General features: G+C 63.1%; 8 protein-coding genes. 3 read left to right on the top strand and 5 right to left on the bottom strand.

Annotated features, from left to right (window positions below):
• Nucleotide 1 precedes the first annotated feature (1 nt).
• Entirely contained in the window at nucleotides 2–358 is a 357-nt protein-coding gene (locus BLU76_RS04605; RefSeq protein ID WP_092221615.1) for a type II toxin-antitoxin system RelE/ParE family toxin, read from the top strand.
• Nucleotides 359–567: 209 nt separating this feature from the next.
• Here BLU76_RS04605 and BLU76_RS04600 read toward each other — a convergent pair whose 3' ends face one another.
• The gene (locus BLU76_RS04600) at nucleotides 568–867 is read right to left on the bottom strand and encodes an Arm DNA-binding domain-containing protein (RefSeq protein WP_092221613.1); all 300 of its coding nucleotides are present in this window, start codon (nucleotides 865–867) and stop codon (nucleotides 568–570) included.
• Nucleotides 868–1,343: 476 nt separating this feature from the next.
• Nucleotides 1,344–2,222 carry a helix-turn-helix transcriptional regulator gene (locus BLU76_RS04595; protein WP_256572636.1) on the bottom strand — a complete coding sequence of 293 codons (879 nt, stop codon included), beginning with the start codon at nucleotides 2,220–2,222 and terminating at the stop codon, nucleotides 1,344–1,346.
• A gap of 345 nt (nucleotides 2,223–2,567) precedes the next feature.
• Between BLU76_RS04595 and BLU76_RS04590 the strand changes: the two genes are divergently transcribed.
• Entirely contained in the window at nucleotides 2,568–4,613 is a 2,046-nt protein-coding gene (locus BLU76_RS04590; protein ID WP_256572635.1) for a TonB-dependent receptor, read from the top strand.
• A 26-nt stretch (nucleotides 4,614–4,639) separates the two neighbouring features.
• Here the strand turns inward: BLU76_RS04590 and BLU76_RS04585 are convergent, their stop codons facing one another.
• Genes BLU76_RS04585 through BLU76_RS04575 form a run of 3 tightly spaced genes read right to left on the bottom strand, consistent with a single transcriptional unit; the run spans nucleotide 4,640 to nucleotide 10,796 of the window.
• Complete coding sequence (locus BLU76_RS04585) at nucleotides 4,640–6,787, bottom strand: TonB-dependent receptor (RefSeq protein ID WP_092221609.1); 2,148 nt, start codon at nucleotides 6,785–6,787, stop codon at nucleotides 4,640–4,642.
• Nucleotides 6,788–6,819: 32 nt separating this feature from the next.
• Complete coding sequence (locus BLU76_RS04580) at nucleotides 6,820–9,915, bottom strand: hypothetical protein (protein ID WP_092221607.1); 3,096 nt, start codon at nucleotides 9,913–9,915, stop codon at nucleotides 6,820–6,822.
• Nucleotides 9,912–10,796: an ABC transporter ATP-binding protein gene (locus BLU76_RS04575; protein WP_092221606.1), complete on the bottom strand. Its 885-nt coding sequence runs from the start codon at nucleotides 10,794–10,796 to the stop codon at nucleotides 9,912–9,914. Before BLU76_RS04575 ends, BLU76_RS04580 begins: the two co-directional genes overlap by 4 nt.
• A gap of 308 nt (nucleotides 10,797–11,104) precedes the next feature.
• Between BLU76_RS04575 and BLU76_RS04570 the strand changes: the two genes are divergently transcribed.
• On the top strand, nucleotides 11,105–17,542 hold the full coding sequence (locus tag BLU76_RS04570; RefSeq protein ID WP_092221604.1) for a non-ribosomal peptide synthetase: 6,438 nt from the start codon (nucleotides 11,105–11,107) through the stop codon (nucleotides 17,540–17,542).
• Nucleotides 17,543–17,548 lie beyond the last annotated feature (6 nt).

The following is a 17,548-nucleotide window of genomic DNA, read 5'->3' as shown; positions in this document are numbered from 1 at the left end:
CATGCCGCAGTATCGGATTTCCAACGCGGCGCGCGCCGACATTGTCGACATCCTCAGGCTCTCCCAGACGCAATTCGGCGATCAAGCACGCCAGCGCTACCAGGCGCTGATCCTCGCGGCGCTGCAAGCGATTGCCGACACGCCTTATCGCATTGGCAGCCACGACCGTGATGAGCTTGCACCGGGCCTTCGCAGCTATCACCTCATCTATTCACGCCAGCAGGCAAAACAACCCCATGGAACGGTGAAAAGCCCTCGTCATATCGTGTTCTATCGTGTGGCAAACGACGACGTGATCGAGGTCGTCCGGCTCTTTCATGACGCCATGGAAGTGCAGTTGCACTTGCCTAATGACTGATCACCGACCTAACCCAAAGGCTTAACTGGCCATGAACAGCGAAGGTAAGGCGCCCCCCTCTACTTCGCAACCTGAGCACCCTCGCTGCCAGCCGACTCGGCGGCCAATGGAAGCGCGAGGTTCTGGGTCCGACCGGACTAATCGAGACCCACGACCAGAAACTCGATGCTCAACTTTGCGTACCACTTTCAACGCTGAACAACCGCTTCTTAGGCGTTTTCCGCGGCCAGGCGCCTGGCATTACGCTCCAGCTGCCGATGGACACGCGGATCGATGCCCCTGGCGACCAGTGCCCTCGCTACATCACGTAGAGCGCGAGCATCTCGTAGGCTAATTTCAGGATAGGTACCGAGAGAAATACGGGGTTGCTTATCCGCCCAGGAAAAGCGGAAGTGCCAGCACTTGGCGCCTTTTGTATTCACGAAAAGGGCGAGGCCGTTGTAGTCAGGGAGGGTGTAGTCCTTGGCACGGGGTTTGGCGTGCCGGACTGCCGTATTGGTGAGAGCCATCGTACAATCTCCGTCTCGTTTGAATAGAGGAAATTTGTACGGTTTCCAGAGAGGCGAGCCCCACGAAAAAGTGATCTACCAAGCGCCGGATTAATGTACTAAAAAATGTACTAAGAAAACGTGGCTGCTAGTGTTTTCGAGTGGAATTTACTGGAACGAAGAAAGAGGCCGAAGCCTCTTTTTTAAGTTTATGCAGACCTCAATAGAAGCCTGTAGAACAATAATTGGAGCGGGAAACGAGACTCGCATCTGGTGTCCGACTCATTGAATTTTAAGGGGTTTATTTTCTTTTTAGAGCAGGAAAAGACTTGATTCAGGACTTGTTTGAATTCCGCTTCAAGGAAGAAAAAATAGGTCTTTCCATTCGACAGCGCTAGCGTGGCTTTTTCTGGAAAGCTTGCAGTGCGACGTGGAGAAAACAGACTCCAGGTTCGTTAATACGCCACGCAGAGACCATTCTTCCTAACGAACAGCGCTCACTTTACCGAAATCGATAACTTGCTCCTCCCGCCATGTTTGAGAAGCGAAGGGTTGATCCCGAACTGTTTGCGAAACGCCGTGGCGAAATGGCTCGCGTTGGCATACCCAAGGTCCGACGCGATTCTCATCACCGACTCTTCTCCGTTCAACAATCGACTCCGGGCCTGGATCATCCGCGCTTGCTGGAAGACGCCGTAGACGCTGTTCAAGAACAATTGGCGAAACCCGCGTGTAAGCTTTGGTTGGCTCATCCCGGACTCGCGAGCGAGTTCTGACAGGCTTGGTGCCTTGCCAAGATCCGCGAGCAGCCGTTCACGTGCGCGAAGCAAGCGTTGGCGATCGATGTGGCTGACGCGGCAGGTGCAGTCGACATTGTGGCGCGCCTCCAGGAACAGGCTGACCAGGGTGACGCTTTGACCGTACAGCCAAAGGCCGCTTCGGGGTTGGCTACTCGGTGAATCAGGCCCCTGGTCCATCGCCGTGCACAACAGATGCGCCGTCGCGCTCATTTCGCCGCTGCGGTGCCCCTCAAGAAAACAATGATCGCAAGCCAGTGCTTTGTTCAGCAGCGGATCGAGTTTCAACTCCCACTGTACCAGCACCTCGGGACGGATCATCACCGTGATGTTGTCGATCTCCCCGTGCTGGTGATAAAGACCGTGGCGACGACGCCCGTAGCTGATGCAGCCGGCGCCTTCGTCGATCACGTAGCGACGCTGCCGACGACCATCACGAAAGCTGCAGGCAGCCTTGCCCTTGAGCAGGTTGGTAAAACTGAAATGGATACATTCGCTATCGTCCTGCAAAGGTAATTCGATCGGCTGCTCGAACTTGCTTTGCCAACGCACGATGTCGAGGCCGTCCTGCAGGTTCATTCGCGTGACCCGACAGTGCGCCCCAGGCCCGAGATCACTTCCATATTCTCCCGTGATTATTCGCGAGACCGGCATCGGCTCTCCTGCCCCTCCTTGAACGACTGGCATCGTGAATCTCCTGGTTGACCGGATACGGCTCGAATCAGATCACATTGGGGTGGATCTATGCAATTGATAATTATTAGCATCTGGCGCACTCCCCATTTCTGCGCCAATTCGTTGCAGCCAACGTAACGCGCACCGATCAGAATCCTCGCTCAAGGACCTACAATGTCTGCACGACGCAACACGACGGCTACCCCTGGATCATGCTACAAATGTAATACTATAACAATAATTTTAACTTTGACATTGGCCAGTCCGGTACTCGCCGCCACTGACGAGACCTTTGAATTACCCATCTCGACGGTGACCGCGCGCATGGAGCAGGAAGATCCGCGAAACCTGCCCATCAGCCTGAGCGTGATCAGCGGCGAACAACTGCGTACCCAGCGGCTCGACACGCTGGAAAGCGCCCTGCGCAATACGTCCGGGGTCAACGTCAACTCTTCCGGTGGCCCGAATGACTTCAACGTGCTGATCCGTGGTGTCGGCTCGCTGTACCAGATGTCGATGGATGACAGCTCGGTGGCATTCAACATCGACGGTGTTCCAGTCGCGTCACGCAGTCTCGGTTTCGGCACCTTGGATATCGATCGCATCGAGGTGCTCAAGGGCCCCCAGGGCACGATGTCCGGTGCGATTGGCCAGGCGGGCGCAGTGAACATCACTACCCGGCAGCCGACCCGCGAACCGGAAGGTTATATACGCGGCGAGATGGGTCAGGAGGGCCAGTTCCTCAGCGAAGGTGCCATCGGCGGACCGATCAGCGATAGCCTCAGCGGCCGCCTGGCAGTGCGCCGGGCCGGCTATGACAGCTGGATCGACAACGATCAGACCCACGATCCGATCACCGAGCCACGCAACGAGGCTTATCGCGCCAGCCTGCTCTGGGACCTCAACGATGACACCCATGTGCTGTTCAGCGCTGAACGCCAGAAAACCGAACGCGCCACCAACTCGTTGGTGCTGCGACCTTATGGCAGCGACCCCAGCCTGGACCTGACGCCCGGTCTGTTCGATGACAATTACAAGACCACCGAGCGCTACGCCGTCAAGCTCGATCATGACTTCGCCAACAGTCGCCTGACGTCGACAACCGCGACCTCCACCGCCGATTTCGAAGGCCTGGTCGCCTACGACAGCAAACTGATGGGCGCCCTGTATGGCACGCCCAGCGAGTACTGGGCGGTGGACAAATCCTTCGAGCGCAGTTGGAGCCAGGACCTGCACTTGAGCTCGCTGCCCGACGCCGACACGTTCTGGATCGCCGGCCTTGCCGCCAGCCGCAACGAGCGCAGCTACGACACGCCGCGCAATACCTATGGCACCGCCGATGCCAGGTTTCGCGACTTCACCACCACCACGTATGCCGGCTACGGCGAAGTCACCTTCCCGCTCACCGAGCGCCTGAAGCTCACCACCGGCTATCGCCACTCATGGGATCGCAAGACCTACGACGGCCAGTACTTCGCTGGCGCCAGCGTCGTGGACGATTCACGCAAGCTGACTGACCACTACGGCACTGGCCGCGTAGCCCTGAGCTATGCGCTCACCCCGCAAACCAACGTCTACGTGCAATTGGCGCGAGGCTATAAATCCGGCGGGTTCAATGATTATGCCGCGCAGGTCAGCGACAGCGAGCCCTACAAGGCCGCCGTCAGCCGAGCCGCCGAACTGGGCTTCAAAAGTGAAACCGAAGATCGCCGTGGCAGCCTGAACGGTGCGCTGTTCTACACCCGCGTGCACGACGACCACCTGTTGGGCTACAACGCTGCAACCTTCGCCACCAGTGCGTTCAATGCCGATACCCGCACCCGGGGCGCTGAACTGGAAGGCGCTTGGCGCTTCGACCATGGCCTGGCCGTTACCGCCAGCGCCACCTACCTCGACGCCAGGATCACCAGCGCCGTACACGGTATCCAGGCCGGTGACGTCGCCGCCGGCAACCGTACCCCGGATGTTCCACGCTGGAGCGGCAATCTCAACATCGGCTGGCGACACCCCTTGGGCAGCTTTACCAGCCTTGGCGAAACGATCTTGAACACCAGCCTCAATTATCATCTGGTGGGCGAACGCGCAGCCGATCCACAAAACCACTTCAACCTGGACAACTACGAAAAACTCGACCTGCGCGCGGGCCTCGAAAGCCGCTTCGGCGAAGTCTATGCCTTCGCCGACAACCTGCTGAACCAGACCTACGACACCTATGGTTTCTACAGTGACCCTGTAGCCTATGGTGCACCGGCTCGGCGGCGCACCTTGGGTCTCGGCTACACCTATCAGTTCTGACCTGCCCTTGACTCCATGAGGAGCACTCAGAACGAATAACTGTACCCCACGCCGGCCGAGCGCCCCCGGCCCGGCATGCCGGTCAGCACTTGATCAGTTGAGTACGATCCATACAAGTCATATCGCGCATCGAGCAGGTTATCGCCCCACAGGTAGACTTCCGAACCGCCACTCTCCAGGCCCACGTGCAGGTCCAGCTTGGCGTAGCCTTTGAGGTCGTAGTGGTTCTGTGGGTCGGCGGGGCGATTTTTCTGCACGCGATAGTTGAGCAACGTGTTCAGCCGCGGGGCAGGCAAGCCCATGAACTCGCCCAGGTTCCTCTGCCAGGCGATGCTGAGGTTACCGCTCCACAGCGGCACGTCCGGCACACGATTCCCCGCCGCGACATCGCCACCGGAAACGCCCGGTGCATCAGAGGTCACCACCGCGTTGGTGTAGCTCACCGCACTGCCGAGGGTCAGCTCATCAGTGACATGCCAGGTGCTCGACAGCTCGGCGCCCTTGCTGCGGGTATCGGCATTCACGGCACTGACCGCCAGGGTGTTGAAGTCATACCCCAGCAGGTGGTCGTCCTGCACACGGGTCATGAACAACGCACCTTCCAGACTCACGGCACCCTCGGCGCTTTCATGCTTGAAACCGATTTCGGCGGAGTTCACCTTGGCCGCCTTGTAAGGTTCGCTGTCCCTGACCGACGTCGCGTAATCGTTGAAGCCCGCTGATTTATAGCCTCGCGACAGCACCGCATACAGATTCGTCTGCGGCGTGAGCGCGTAGCTCAAGGCCACGCGCCCGGTGTTGTAGTCATTCCGTAACCGGCGATCGTCGGCGACACTATTGCCCCCGCTTGAATAGTCGGCGCCGTAGGTCTTGCGGTCCCAGGTGTGGCGCAGGCCTGTGGTGAGCTTCCAGTCTTCGGCGATCGGATACGTCATCTCGCCGTACAGCGCATAACTGTTGGTGGCGAAATCGCGCCTCTGCCGGGCGCCGCTGGTGAAGTCGTCGGAGTCGAAGCTACGCTCGGAGCGCGACAGGTTCACCCCGGTCACCCAGAACACCTCGGCATCCTCCAGCGAGCCCAGGCGCAGATCCTGGCTCCACACGCGCTCCTTGGCAGTATCTTCGATCAGGTATTCGAACGGTGATCCGTAGAGAGCCTCGGTGATGTTGCGGTCATAGCCTTTTACCGCATTGAAATCGGTGCTGGTGTAGGCACTGATCGAGGTGATCCGCGACTGCGCCAAGTCATGATTGAGCTCGAAAGAATAACGCTCGTTGGTCTTCTGGTTGTCATCGAACGTACCGGGCGTGTAGTCCAGGCTGCGACGGTTGCCAAACGGGCGCAGCATTTCCAGGCCGGCATAATGATCGGCGCGCTGGCGCTCGGCGGTCAGCAGGCCGGTTGTGCCCTGATCGTTGTCCCATAGCAGACTGCCGCGCAGGGCTAGGTCGCGAGGTTTGGTCAACGGGTCGCCGTCCTGCTGGTCGTCGATCCAGTTATCGAAGCCGCTACGGCGCACGGCAATACGCCCCGCGAGGGATTCGGTCAACGGCCCGCCGATGGCACCTTCGGTCATGAACTGGCCCTGGTTGCCAACTTCGCCGCGCACATAACCTTCCAGTTCGCGGGTCGGCTTGCGGGTGGTCACATTGATCGCGCCCGCCTCGCTGTTGCGCCCGAACAGTGTGCCCTGGGGGCCTTTGAGCACCTCCACTTGCTGCACATCAAGCGTGGCCATCGCCGCGTTGCGCACCGACATCGGAACCCCGTCGACATTCAGTACCACCGAGCCGTCGTCCATGCTCATCTGGTTCAGCGAACCGACACCACGGATGCGCACATTGGCATCGTTGGCGCCGCCCCAGGAGTTCACATCCACGCCCGGCGTGGTCCGCAATGCATCCTCCAGGCTGCGCAAGCGCCGGGCTTCGAGGGTCTGTCCATCGATCACGGAAAGTCCGAAGGGAATATCCTTGGCGCTTTCCTCGTTCAACCGGACGCTGACTGTCAGCGGGGCCAACTCGATGACCTCCGCACTGGTGGAGGGTTGATAGCCGGCGCAATAGGCCGTGCATACCTGGCTGGACAACGCCAGCGCCAGGGTTTGGGTCAACACGTTTTCCCGCCAGCCAAGCGGACGGCGTAGCGGTTGGAGAGACAACTCAGGTGACATGGGAAGCTCCAAAAAACAGGGATGGTTCGAATTCATTGCGCAGGCCCCCAGCGCTTGAGCGCCGTGGTGATTGCCTGATCGGAGGGCGCGCCCAGCAGGCCCTGCATTGCGGCGGGCCATCCCTGGCCGTTTCGGATATTTGTGCTCATCGCCATCAGTTGTCCGGCGCTTTGTCCGGCCACCCAATCCAGGCTGACCAGGGGCGCATAAGACGCAACCCAGCCCTGCTCTCGGGCGTCAGCCAAGGTGCCGATGGGCTCGCCGTCATTGCCCAAGGCACGGGTCAAGTCTTCGCCCATCAACTTCACCAGGGCCGAGCGGGCATCAGCGCCGTCGACATCACCGACACATAGCAGGCCGATCGCGCCCGCCACGCCCTGGCTCAACCAGAGGTAGGCTGGGGCTTGCCGCAGGTCGCTGGCGTCGATCAGCATTCGGCGTGCGAGCAGTTCGGCGATATGCGCGCGGCGCGTCCAGCGCCCGACGCCCGCTGGCGCCACGTCCCAATCCGGCGCCTGACCGAGCAAAAGATGGGTCTGGCTCAACTGGCTGGAGCCCATGCCGGGCGGCCACTGGCTCAGGTGTTCGACGGTCGGGCGATGGCCCAGGCGCCGAGCCACACAAGCGGACATGAGCTCCAGATCCTCGCGGACTTCACGGGCGGTTTGCTGGCGGCCGGCATCGGCGAGTACCTTCACGCCGTCGAGGTCTTGCGTCGCGGCCATGTGGTAGGCGAAGTCCAGTGGCCCGTCGCTTTGTCCGATTAAAGCCTGGCCATCAACCTCGATCAGCCACTGCCACGCCCCCGCCGGCGCCACCGCGTCTACGGCAACTGTCGACCCTGCTGGCAGACTCGGCACCTCAGCCGATAAACCGGCTTCGACACGCTGCGCCGGCGCACGCAGCAAGCGCTCGCGGTCCAGGCCCAGGCGCGGCATCACGCGGCGCGCCTGCAGCCACACCCCTCGCGGTCCCAGCCAGAATGCGTCACCTTCGGACGGCCAGCCGGCGGCTTCCATAGTCCAGTTCAGTTGCATGCTGCAGCCGCTCGCCGCGCATTCATTCAGAGGCACACGCAGGTGCCCGGCCGCCTGCTCGAAAATCACCGGGCGCCCCATGACGCTCACCGTCGTGATGTGCAAACCCGGCGGCAGTTCGGCGTCCAGGCGCTGATTGGCAGCGGTCACAGCCCCCAGTGTCCACTCGCCTTCGACACGTCGCGCAACGCTGTCGATACGCAAGCGCAAACGTCCTTGCGCTACTTGCCAAGCGCCCGCCCCAAGCAGCCATCGCTGTTCCCATTCGGTGTGCTCGGCCCGTTCCTCGGCCACCGACCGGTACTCGCCCTGCACTACCAGATGCCGATGCAACAGCACGCCGCTGCCCAGCAAACCGACAGCCCCCAATACCAGCAAAGCACCGGGCAGACTCCACAGGCTGCGGCGTACATCGATGAGACGTCGCCGTTCCGGCCCCCGGGGCAAGACCAGCGCCGCCAACGCGACCAGTACCAGGCAGCCGGCCAGTTTCCAGCTCGTCAAGGTGGCGAGATAAGGCAACCAGGGCGCCCAGCCCGTGAGTTGCGACAACGCCACGTGAGCCGGAATCGCCATGGCATAGGCGGGATAACTGACCAGCCCCAACTCATGGTTGAGCACCAGGAAAAATGTCAGCAGCATCGACGTCGCGTACGCCAGGCCGGAGCGACGGATCAAGGCATGCACCAGCACCGTGAGCATCGCCAGTTCCAGCAACGGTGGCGCGAACACCAGTACCTGATAGATCAGCACAAAGCCTGGGGCCAGGTTACCGGGGGCGGCAATCGCGCTGATCACCAGGCTGGCAATGCCCGGCACCAGTGCCAAGGCCGATGTCGCCGTCAGCACGCAGGCCACCCGTCCCAACAAGCGCAGCCATGCCGGCGCCGGGGTCGCTTGCAGCATCGCGCCCAGGCCTTCGACGTCATCGCGCCGGCACACCAGCCCCACCAGCGCTGCGACAATAAAGGCGATCACCAGGAAAGACGCGCTCGATAACAGCGGCAAGATCAGATCCGGCCGCGGCACCATCGGCCCGCGTGCATGCCAGACGATATGGACAAACCCGCTAAGAATGCCCATGGCCAGCAGCAACCCAAGGGCTGCCCACCAGAGGCGCCGGGCAAACAACTGCCGCACCTGCCAGCGAACCTCGCGCCACAAGGCCCACGACCACTGGCTGCTGGATAACGGACCCGGCAAGCGCACGTGGCTCGCCAACTGCATCGGTGGCTCGGCCAACATGGCGCCGCTGCGCCGGCCCATCAAACCATGGCGGCTGGTGCGGGCCAGGACGACGGCAAGCAGCAGCAAGGGCAACCCACACCACAGCGCCCGGTTCAGCCAGAACCCCGGCGTCAATGCCAACAGCGATCGGGATTTCTGCGTGGCGGACCAGGTTTCCACCTGGGCCTGGGCAAAGGTAAACAGTGACGGATCAAGGCTGGCGGCCAGCAGCGGGTTGATATGCCCGCCCTTGAGCACCACTACCGCGAACATCCACAGCAGCATCAGCACCGTTGCCAAAGCAAACGGCGCGGCCAGGCCGCGGCTGCGCAAGGCCAGCAGGTAATACAACGCACCGATCCCGGTGCTCACCGGCAACAGCAACGCGACCCAGGCAAACCCCAGCGCCGACCAGTTTGGCGCGCCGATGCTCGCCGCTGGCACCCAGCCGAGCCACCCCAGCACCGGGCTGAGCAGAAACCCGACGATCAACGAACTGGCGAGTAAACCACCCACCAGCGCTGCACCGATGAAACGTCCCCACAACAGCGCCGGCAGCGACAGTGGCAAAGCCAGCAACACTTCTTCCAATTGCGCCTTGCGGTCCCTCAGGGCCGGCTGGGCAAAGACCCATGCCCAGGCAAAAAACAGGAAGAACATACAGCCGCACGACATCAGGTAGATCAGGCTCGGGGCATTGCGGGCGATATCGCTGGCGCCCATTTTCTGCACGTAGTCGGCGTTGGCCAGGGACATCAGCAAATAGCCGGTCAGGCCGAGGAACACCAGCAACGGGATGCCGCTGCGCAGGCCGGCGCGCACTTCAACCCAGGCCTCACGCATCAGCAGAGCAAAGGTATTCATGCGTCGATCGCCTCACCCGCCCGGGCCAGGGCCAGGTAATAGATGTCTTCCAGGCGCGGCGCGTGGGGCACGAAGCGAGGGTCGGCAGGACATGCGCCGTGCACAATGACGCGGCTGCCTTGAGGACTGGCGGCCACATGCAAGGCATCGGGCAGCGCCTCGCCACGGTCGAAGGACGCTTCCCACAATCTTCCCTGCTCGGCGCCCAACAACTGCGCCGGGCTCCCTTCGACAATAATCTGTCCACCGGCCAGCACCGCCAGCCGGCTGCAGAGGTTCTCGACGTCCTCGACGATGTGCGTCGAAAGCAACACGATCGATTCGGCGGCGACATCGGCGAGCACTCGATGAAAACGGTTGCGCTCCGCCGGATCGAGGCCTGCCGTGGGTTCGTCGACGATCAACAGGCGTGGAGAGCCCACCAGCGCCATGGCGATGCCGAACCGGCGCAGCATGCCGCCCGAATAAGTGGCAAGCGCCCGATGGGCTGCCTGCCGGAGGTTGACCTTGTCCAGCAGACCCTCGATTTCCTCACGGCGTTGACGGCTGTCGGTTCGTCCCTTGAGCCAGGCAAAACGATCAAGCAGATCCCGTGCACTTACGCCCGGATACGCGCTCAACTGCTGCGGCAGATAGCCCAGGCGGCGGCGCAAATAATCGGCATCGGCCAGCACATCCACTCCGTCCAGGTGAATGCTACCGGCGTCTGGTTGCTGCAAAGTCGCCAGGGTCCGCATCAGACTGCTTTTGCCCGCGCCGTTCGGCCCCAGCAGACCATACATGCCGGGCCCGACGCTCAGGTCCACGCCGCGCAGCGCTTCGACGCCGTTGCTGTAGCGCTTGCGCAGGCCGCGCACTTGTAAACCCGAATCGAAAGACATCCACAACTCCAGACCAGATCAGACGGACACAGGCCCTGCAAGAGGGCGGCGAGCGACGGTAATCAAGGCCATGGTCGGGCTCTACCCGATTCAAGTCATTTTCCAACCGCATCCTGCGACCGACCGGCATTGCGCGCAGCCACCACGCCACTGCAACCGGTGAGCGAGACGCGGATGCGGGGCAAAAACGATTCGATCCGGGTAGTTGCCAAAATGAGAATGACTAGCATCTTCCTCCAAGCATCTGCCTGCCCCCAGCGCCTGGGCCAACCCCGGTCCGGGCCCTAGTAATGAGAAGACGTTGAGCCATGGCCACTCCCAGCACCTCAACCGCGACACTGCTGCGCCAGTCCCTTTCCCAAGCCCTCGATCTGCCCGCCGAGAAAATTCCCCTGGAGGCGAACCTGATCGAATGGGGGCTGGACTCCGTCACCCTGATTCGCCTCGCCGGCCAATGGCGCCGCCAGGGCCTGGCCGCGCGCTTCGCCGAGTTGATCGCCGACCCGCGCCTGTCAGCCTGGCTGGCACTGCTCGATGTGGCGCCCCCTGCCCCCGCCGCGCCCACTGTGCAAGTAGACGAAGGGCAGCCCTTCGAACTGGCGCCGATGCAACACGCCTACTGGATCGGGCGTGCGCCCGGCCAGCAATTGGGCGGTGTGGCGGCGCACTTCTATAACGAATTCGATGGCCGCGACGTTGACCCCGCCCGCTTGGAAGCCGCCGTTCGGGCGCTGCTGGTGCGGCACCCGATGTTGCGCGCGCAGTTTCTCGACGACGGCCGCCAGCGGATCCTCGCGCAGAGCCCTTGGCCAGGATTGAAAGTGCATGACTTGCGCCAGGCCAGCGTCGATCAACAGCAACAACGACTGGAGGCGTTGCGCGCGGAGTTATCCCACCGCCAATTGGCCGTTGAACAAGGTCAGGTACTGGATATCCAGTTGTCGCTGCTGCCCGACGGGACTCGCCTGCACTTGAACCTCGACATGCTCGCAGCCGATGCCTTGAGCCTGCGCATCTTGCTCGGCGACCTGGTGCAGCTGTATCACCAACAGCCCCTGGCCGCGCTGGACTACAGCTTCGCCCGTTACCTGGCCGACCTGCGCGATGAACAGGCCGACCCTGAGCAGCTTGCTCGTCATCAACACGCCCGTGACTACTGGTTGCAGCGCCTGGACCGGTTGCCCGGTGCCCCGCGCCTGCCCGTCAAGACCCAGGGCGACGATCGCCAGGTGCGGCGCCGTCACCATTGGCTACCGCCGTCTCAGCGCCAGGCCTTCGAGCGCCACGCCCGGGAACAGGGGCTCACGCCGGCGATGGCCCTGGCGGCGGTGTTCTGTGAAGCCCTTGGTGCCTGGTGCGAGACGCCCGAGCTGCTGCTCAACCTGCCGCTGTTCAACCGCACCCCGTTGCATGCCGATGTCGACCGCCTGGTTGGCGATTTCACTTCATCGATCCTGCTGGCTTGGGACGGTCATGTCGCCGGCACTTTTGCCGCTCGCGCCACGGCCCTGCAACGACGCTTCCACAGCGATGCGGCGCACAGCGCGTTTTCCGGTTTGGAGGTGTTGCGCGAGCTGTCGCGGCAACGCGGTGAGCAAGTGCTGGCACCGGTGGTGTATACCAGCGCCCTGGGGCTAGGGGAATTGTTCGCCGAGGGCGTGCAGGCGTGTTTCGGCGAACCGGCCTGGATCATTTCCCAGGGCCCGCAGGTGTGGCTCGACGCTCAGGTTACCGAACTGGATGGTGGCATCCTGATCAATCTCGATGCCCGTGAGGGGCTGTTCGCCGACGGGGTGCTGGACGGTTTGTTCGAGGCCTACATCGGCCTGTTGCAGCGCCTGTGTTTTGAATCTTCGGCCTGGGATCTGCCGCCGCCGGCGCTGATCCCCGCCAACCAACTTGAGGTCCGCAACAGCGTTCAAGGCCAGGTCGCGCCCCTGCCGGAACAGCGCCTGCACGAAGCCTTTTTTGCCCAGGCGCGCCTGACGCCAGACCTGCCCGCGTTGTTGCACGGCAATCAGCCCGTCATCCACTACGGCCAGCTGGCCGAGCGCGCCCTGAGCGTGGCGGCCTACCTGGAAGGCCAAGGCGTCCGGCGCGGCGATGTGGTGGCGTTGCAACTGCCCAAAGGGCCCGAGCAGGTGATTGCGGTGCTGGGCATCCTGGCGTGCAGCGCCACGTACCTGCCCATCAGCGTCGATCAACCTACGGCGCGTTGCCAGAAAATCCGTGAGTCATCGGGTGCACGCTTATTGCTCACGGAACTGCCCGCCACCGGCACCGCGCTGGACGCTCCGCGGCCCGGAGCAATCAGCGACCTGGCCTATATCCTCTATACCTCGGGCTCCACAGGTGAACCCAAGGGCGTGGAAATCAGTCATCAGGCGGCCGCCAATACCCTGCAAGACTTGCAACGGCGCTTGCACTTGAACACTGACGACCGAATCCTCGCGCTGTCGGCGCTGGAGTTCGACCTGTCGGTGTTCGACCTGTTTGCCGCGCTGTCGACGGGGGCCGCGGTGATCGGTATCGAGCCCGAGGCCCAGCGCGATGCCGGACGCTGGCGTGAACTGGCCCTGCAGCATCGCGCCAGCGTGCTCAACTGCGTGCCGGCATTGCTCGACATGCTGCTCGGTTGCGCCCCTGCCGACGCCAGCCTGCCGCTACGCGCGGTGTTGCTGGGCGGCGACAAAGTCGCTCCGAATCTGGCGCCACGGCTGTGGGCCCAAGCACCCGGCTGCCGCTTCATGGCTCTGGGCGGTGCCACCGAAACCGCCATCCACTCGACCCTGTTCGAAGTGCTGCCTGGCCAAACATTGCCCTGGCACTGCCTGCCCTATGGCACGCCACTGGATAATGTCCACCTGCGCATCGTCGACCCGCACGGCCACGACTGCCCGGACTGGGTCGCCGGTGAACTGTGGATCGGCGGCACCGGTGTGGCCGAGGGTTATCGCGGCGACCGGGTGCGCACCGCTGAACGCTTTGTAGACTATCAAGGCCTGCGCTGGTACCGCACCGGCGACAATGCGCGCTATCACCCCGACGGCAATGTCGAATTCCTCGGGCGTCGCGATTTCCAACTCAAGCTGCACGGCTTGCGCATCGAAGCCGGGGAAGTCGAAAGCGCATTGCTTGCCTGGCCAGGCATCGAGCAGGCGGTGGCGCTGCTGGCCAGCCAGCAACTGGCGGCGGTGGTGCGCCTGACAAATGGCCCCGAAGAGCCCACTCGGTTTGACTCGCCGGGCTTTGCCCGGCATCTCGCCGAGCACCTGCCGGCCTACATGATTCCCGGCACGATCCTGGGGTGCGCGCAGTTGCCCTTGACCGGCAACGGCAAGGTGGATCGTAAGGCGCTGAGCGCCTGGCTGGCCGTGAACAACACTCGCGTACCGGCCAATCTGTCGCCTCCCTGCGGCGACATCGAAACGCAGGTGGCGCGTGTCTGGCAGCAGTTGCTGGGCTGTGACAAAGTCTGCCGTGAAGACAATTTCTTCGCCCTGGGCGGTGACTCCCTGAGCGCCACCCGCCTGGTGCGCCTGCTCGCCGAACAGGGGCTGGGTGGCGCGCGTATCGCCCAGGTCTTTGTCAAACCGGTGCTCGCGCTTTTTTGTGCCGATTTGCATCGACTGACCCAGGCCGAACCGCAGCGCACGATTGTGCCCGACCTGCCGCAACGCCACGCGCCTTTCCCCATGACCGAGGTCCAGCAAGCTTATTGGCTGGGCCGCGATCCGAGCCTGGTACTGGGCGGCGTGAGCTGTCACTTCTATCGCGAATACGACGTTGAGGACCTTGACCTGCCGCGCCTGCAAAACGCCCTAGGGCGCTTGATCGAGCGCCACGAAATGCTCCGCGCCGTGTTCGATCAATGCGGCCAGGCCCGCATCCTGCCCTTGCAACAGCTGCCATCCTTCAAGATCGGCCAGGGCTATGCCAACCTCGCAGACTTGCGCGAACACTGTGCCCATCGCGTGTTCGATCCAGGCCAGTGGCCGCTGTTCGATGTGCAGGCCGTGGCCCACGGCCGCTATACGCGGTTGGCCATCAGCCTGGACAACTTGATCCTCGATGCCCTGAGCATCCTGCGCTTCTACGCAGAACTCGATGCCTTGTACCGTGACCCCGAATTGACGTTGACTCCCCTGGAACTGTCGTTCCGCGACTATCAATTGCAATCCGCCGTGGACGCGGCCGAGCTGCAAGCCGCGCAACAGTTCTGGCAGGAACGCCTGCCCGAGCTGCCAGCGCATCCGCAATTGCCGCTGGCGGTTGACCCCGCCAGCCTTGGCCAACCGCGCTTCGACCGTCTGCAAGGGCAGATCGACGCCCAAGCCTGGGCAGCGATCCTGGCCAAGGCCCAACAGCACGGCCTCACCGCATCGGCGGTACTGCTCTGCGCATTTGCCGAAACCCTCGGCCGCTGGAGTGCGCGCCCGGACCTCAGCCTCAACCTCACGTTGTTCGATCGTCGCGCGCTGCATCCCCAGATCGATCAGGTCATGGGCGATTTCACCTCCCTGACGCTGCTTGGCTATGTACCGGTGCCCGGCGAGCGCTGGATCGACCGTGCCCGGCGTACCCAGCAAACCCTGGGCGAGGCTTTGGAACATCGTTGCCTCGGCTCGGTCAGCTTGTTGCGGCGATTGGCCCGGGGCAATGGCGAGCGGCAGGTAAGCATGCCCGTGGTGTTCACCAGTGCCCTCGGGGTTCCGGATGGCACGGCCGCGCCGGTGGATGGGCCGTTTGCCCGGCAAGTCTTTGGCCTGACTCAAACGCCACAGGTCTGGCTCGACCATCAGGTGGTCGAAGCCAACGGCGGCGTAGCCTTGAACTGGGATTACGTGGTCGGCCTGTTCCCCGAAGGTCTGGTCGAAACGATGTTCGACGCCTACCTGTACAGCTTGAACTGGCTGGCCGAGCACGCCTGGGACAACCCGCCGCCGGACCTGCTGCCGCAAGCCCAGGCGCAACTGCGCGCCCGGCTCAATGCCCCGGGCCCGGGCGTGCCGGGTGACCCGACCTTACACCAAGAGTTCTTCGAACACGCACGCCAAGCGCCACAACGCCCGGCCCTGTTGTGGGGCGAGCATGGCACCCTGAGCTATGGCGAACTCGCCGACCGGGCGCTGCGCATTGCTCGCAGCCTGGTGGACGCAGGCGTCGGGCCGGGCGACCTGGTGGCCGTGTCATTGGCCAAGGGGCCGCAACAGATCGCCAGCGTGCTGGGCATTCTGGCCGCAGGTGCCGCATACCTGCCGGTGGGTGTCGACCAACCGCTGCAGCGCTGCCAACGCATTCTGCAACAGGCCGGTGTGAGCCTGATGCTTGCCGGGCACGACCCGCAGCTGTCGAGCGTCAGACACCTCGATCCGAGCCGCGCGCTGGAAGCTGAACCGCTGTCGGCGCCGCTCGCCGTCCCGGCCGCAGAACTGGCCTACGTGATCTACACCTCCGGTTCCACTGGCCAGCCCAAGGGCGTGGAGATCACCCACCGCGCGGCGATGAACACCGTGACCGAGATCAACCGCTGTTATGGCATCGACGCCAGCGACCGTACCCTGGCGCTGTCAGCACTGGACTTCGATCTTTCGGTATACGACTTGTTCGGCCTGCTGTCGGTGGGCGGTGCGCTGGTGTTGATCGAAGAGGATCAACGCCGTGATGCGCGGGCCTGGCTCAAGGCGTTGCAACACCATGGCGTGACCCTGTGGAACAGCGTGCCGGCCCTGCTGGACATGCTGCTCGAAGCCAACGCCCACGACCGCCAGCCACTGGGCCTGAAAGTGGCGCTGCTGTCGGGGGACTGGATTGGCCTCGACCTGCCGCAACGCTTGCGGCAACAGGCCCCTGACTGCCGCTTTATCGCCCTGGGCGGCGCCACCGAAGCGGCGATCTGGTCGAACCATTTCCAAGTGCAACAACCCTTGCCGGGTTGGCGCTCGATCCCCTACGGCGTGCCGCTGGCGAACCAGGCTTACCGGGTGGTCGATACCCTGGGGCGGGACTGCCCGGACTGGGTCACCGGCGAGCTGTGGATTGGTGGCGCCGGTGTCGCTCGCGGCTATCGTCACGCGCCACAGTTGAATGCCGAGCGCTTTGTCGATGGCTGGTACCGCACCGGCGACCTGGGCCGCTACCACCCCGACGGTTTGTTGGAGTTTCTGGGCCGCGCTGACAGCCAGGTGAAGATTGGCGGCCATCGCATCGAGCTGGGCGAAATCGAAGCCGCCCTCGCCCGCCACCCCTGCGTAAACACAGCGGTGGCACTGGTCGCCAATAACCAGCTGATGGCCGCCGTCACCGCCAGCACCGAGGCGCAGGCCCTGGCGCGACACCTGGAGCAATGCCTGCCGGGGTACATGCGCCCGGAGCAGATCCTGGTGCTTGAACACCTGCCTCTGAGCAGCAACGGCAAGGTCGATCGCCGCGCGCTGCAGGCCGCCCTGGCCGACGCCACCCAAACGCGCACGGTGGTAGACGAGCAACCGCTGCGCCCGGACGAACGGGTGATCGCCGAACTCTGGCAGCAATTGCTCAACGTGCCGAGCGTGTCACGCCACGACAACTTTTTCCGCCTCGGTGGCGACAGCCTCCTGGCCACGCGCTTTCTCGAAATGCTGCGCACCCGCCTGGGCGTTGAACTGCCCATGGGCCAGTTGTTCGGCGCCGCCACCTTGACCGAGGTGGCGCAAATCCTTGAGCGCCAGCCGTCTTCGGACACCGTTGAAGAGGGTGTCATCTGATGCCCG

The organism is Pseudomonas sp. NFACC08-1 (genome assembly GCF_900106735.1).
GTDB lineage: Bacteria > Pseudomonadota > Gammaproteobacteria > Pseudomonadales > Pseudomonadaceae > Aquipseudomonas > Aquipseudomonas fluorescens_Q.
This window is presented reverse-complemented; position numbering and strand designations above follow the sequence as displayed.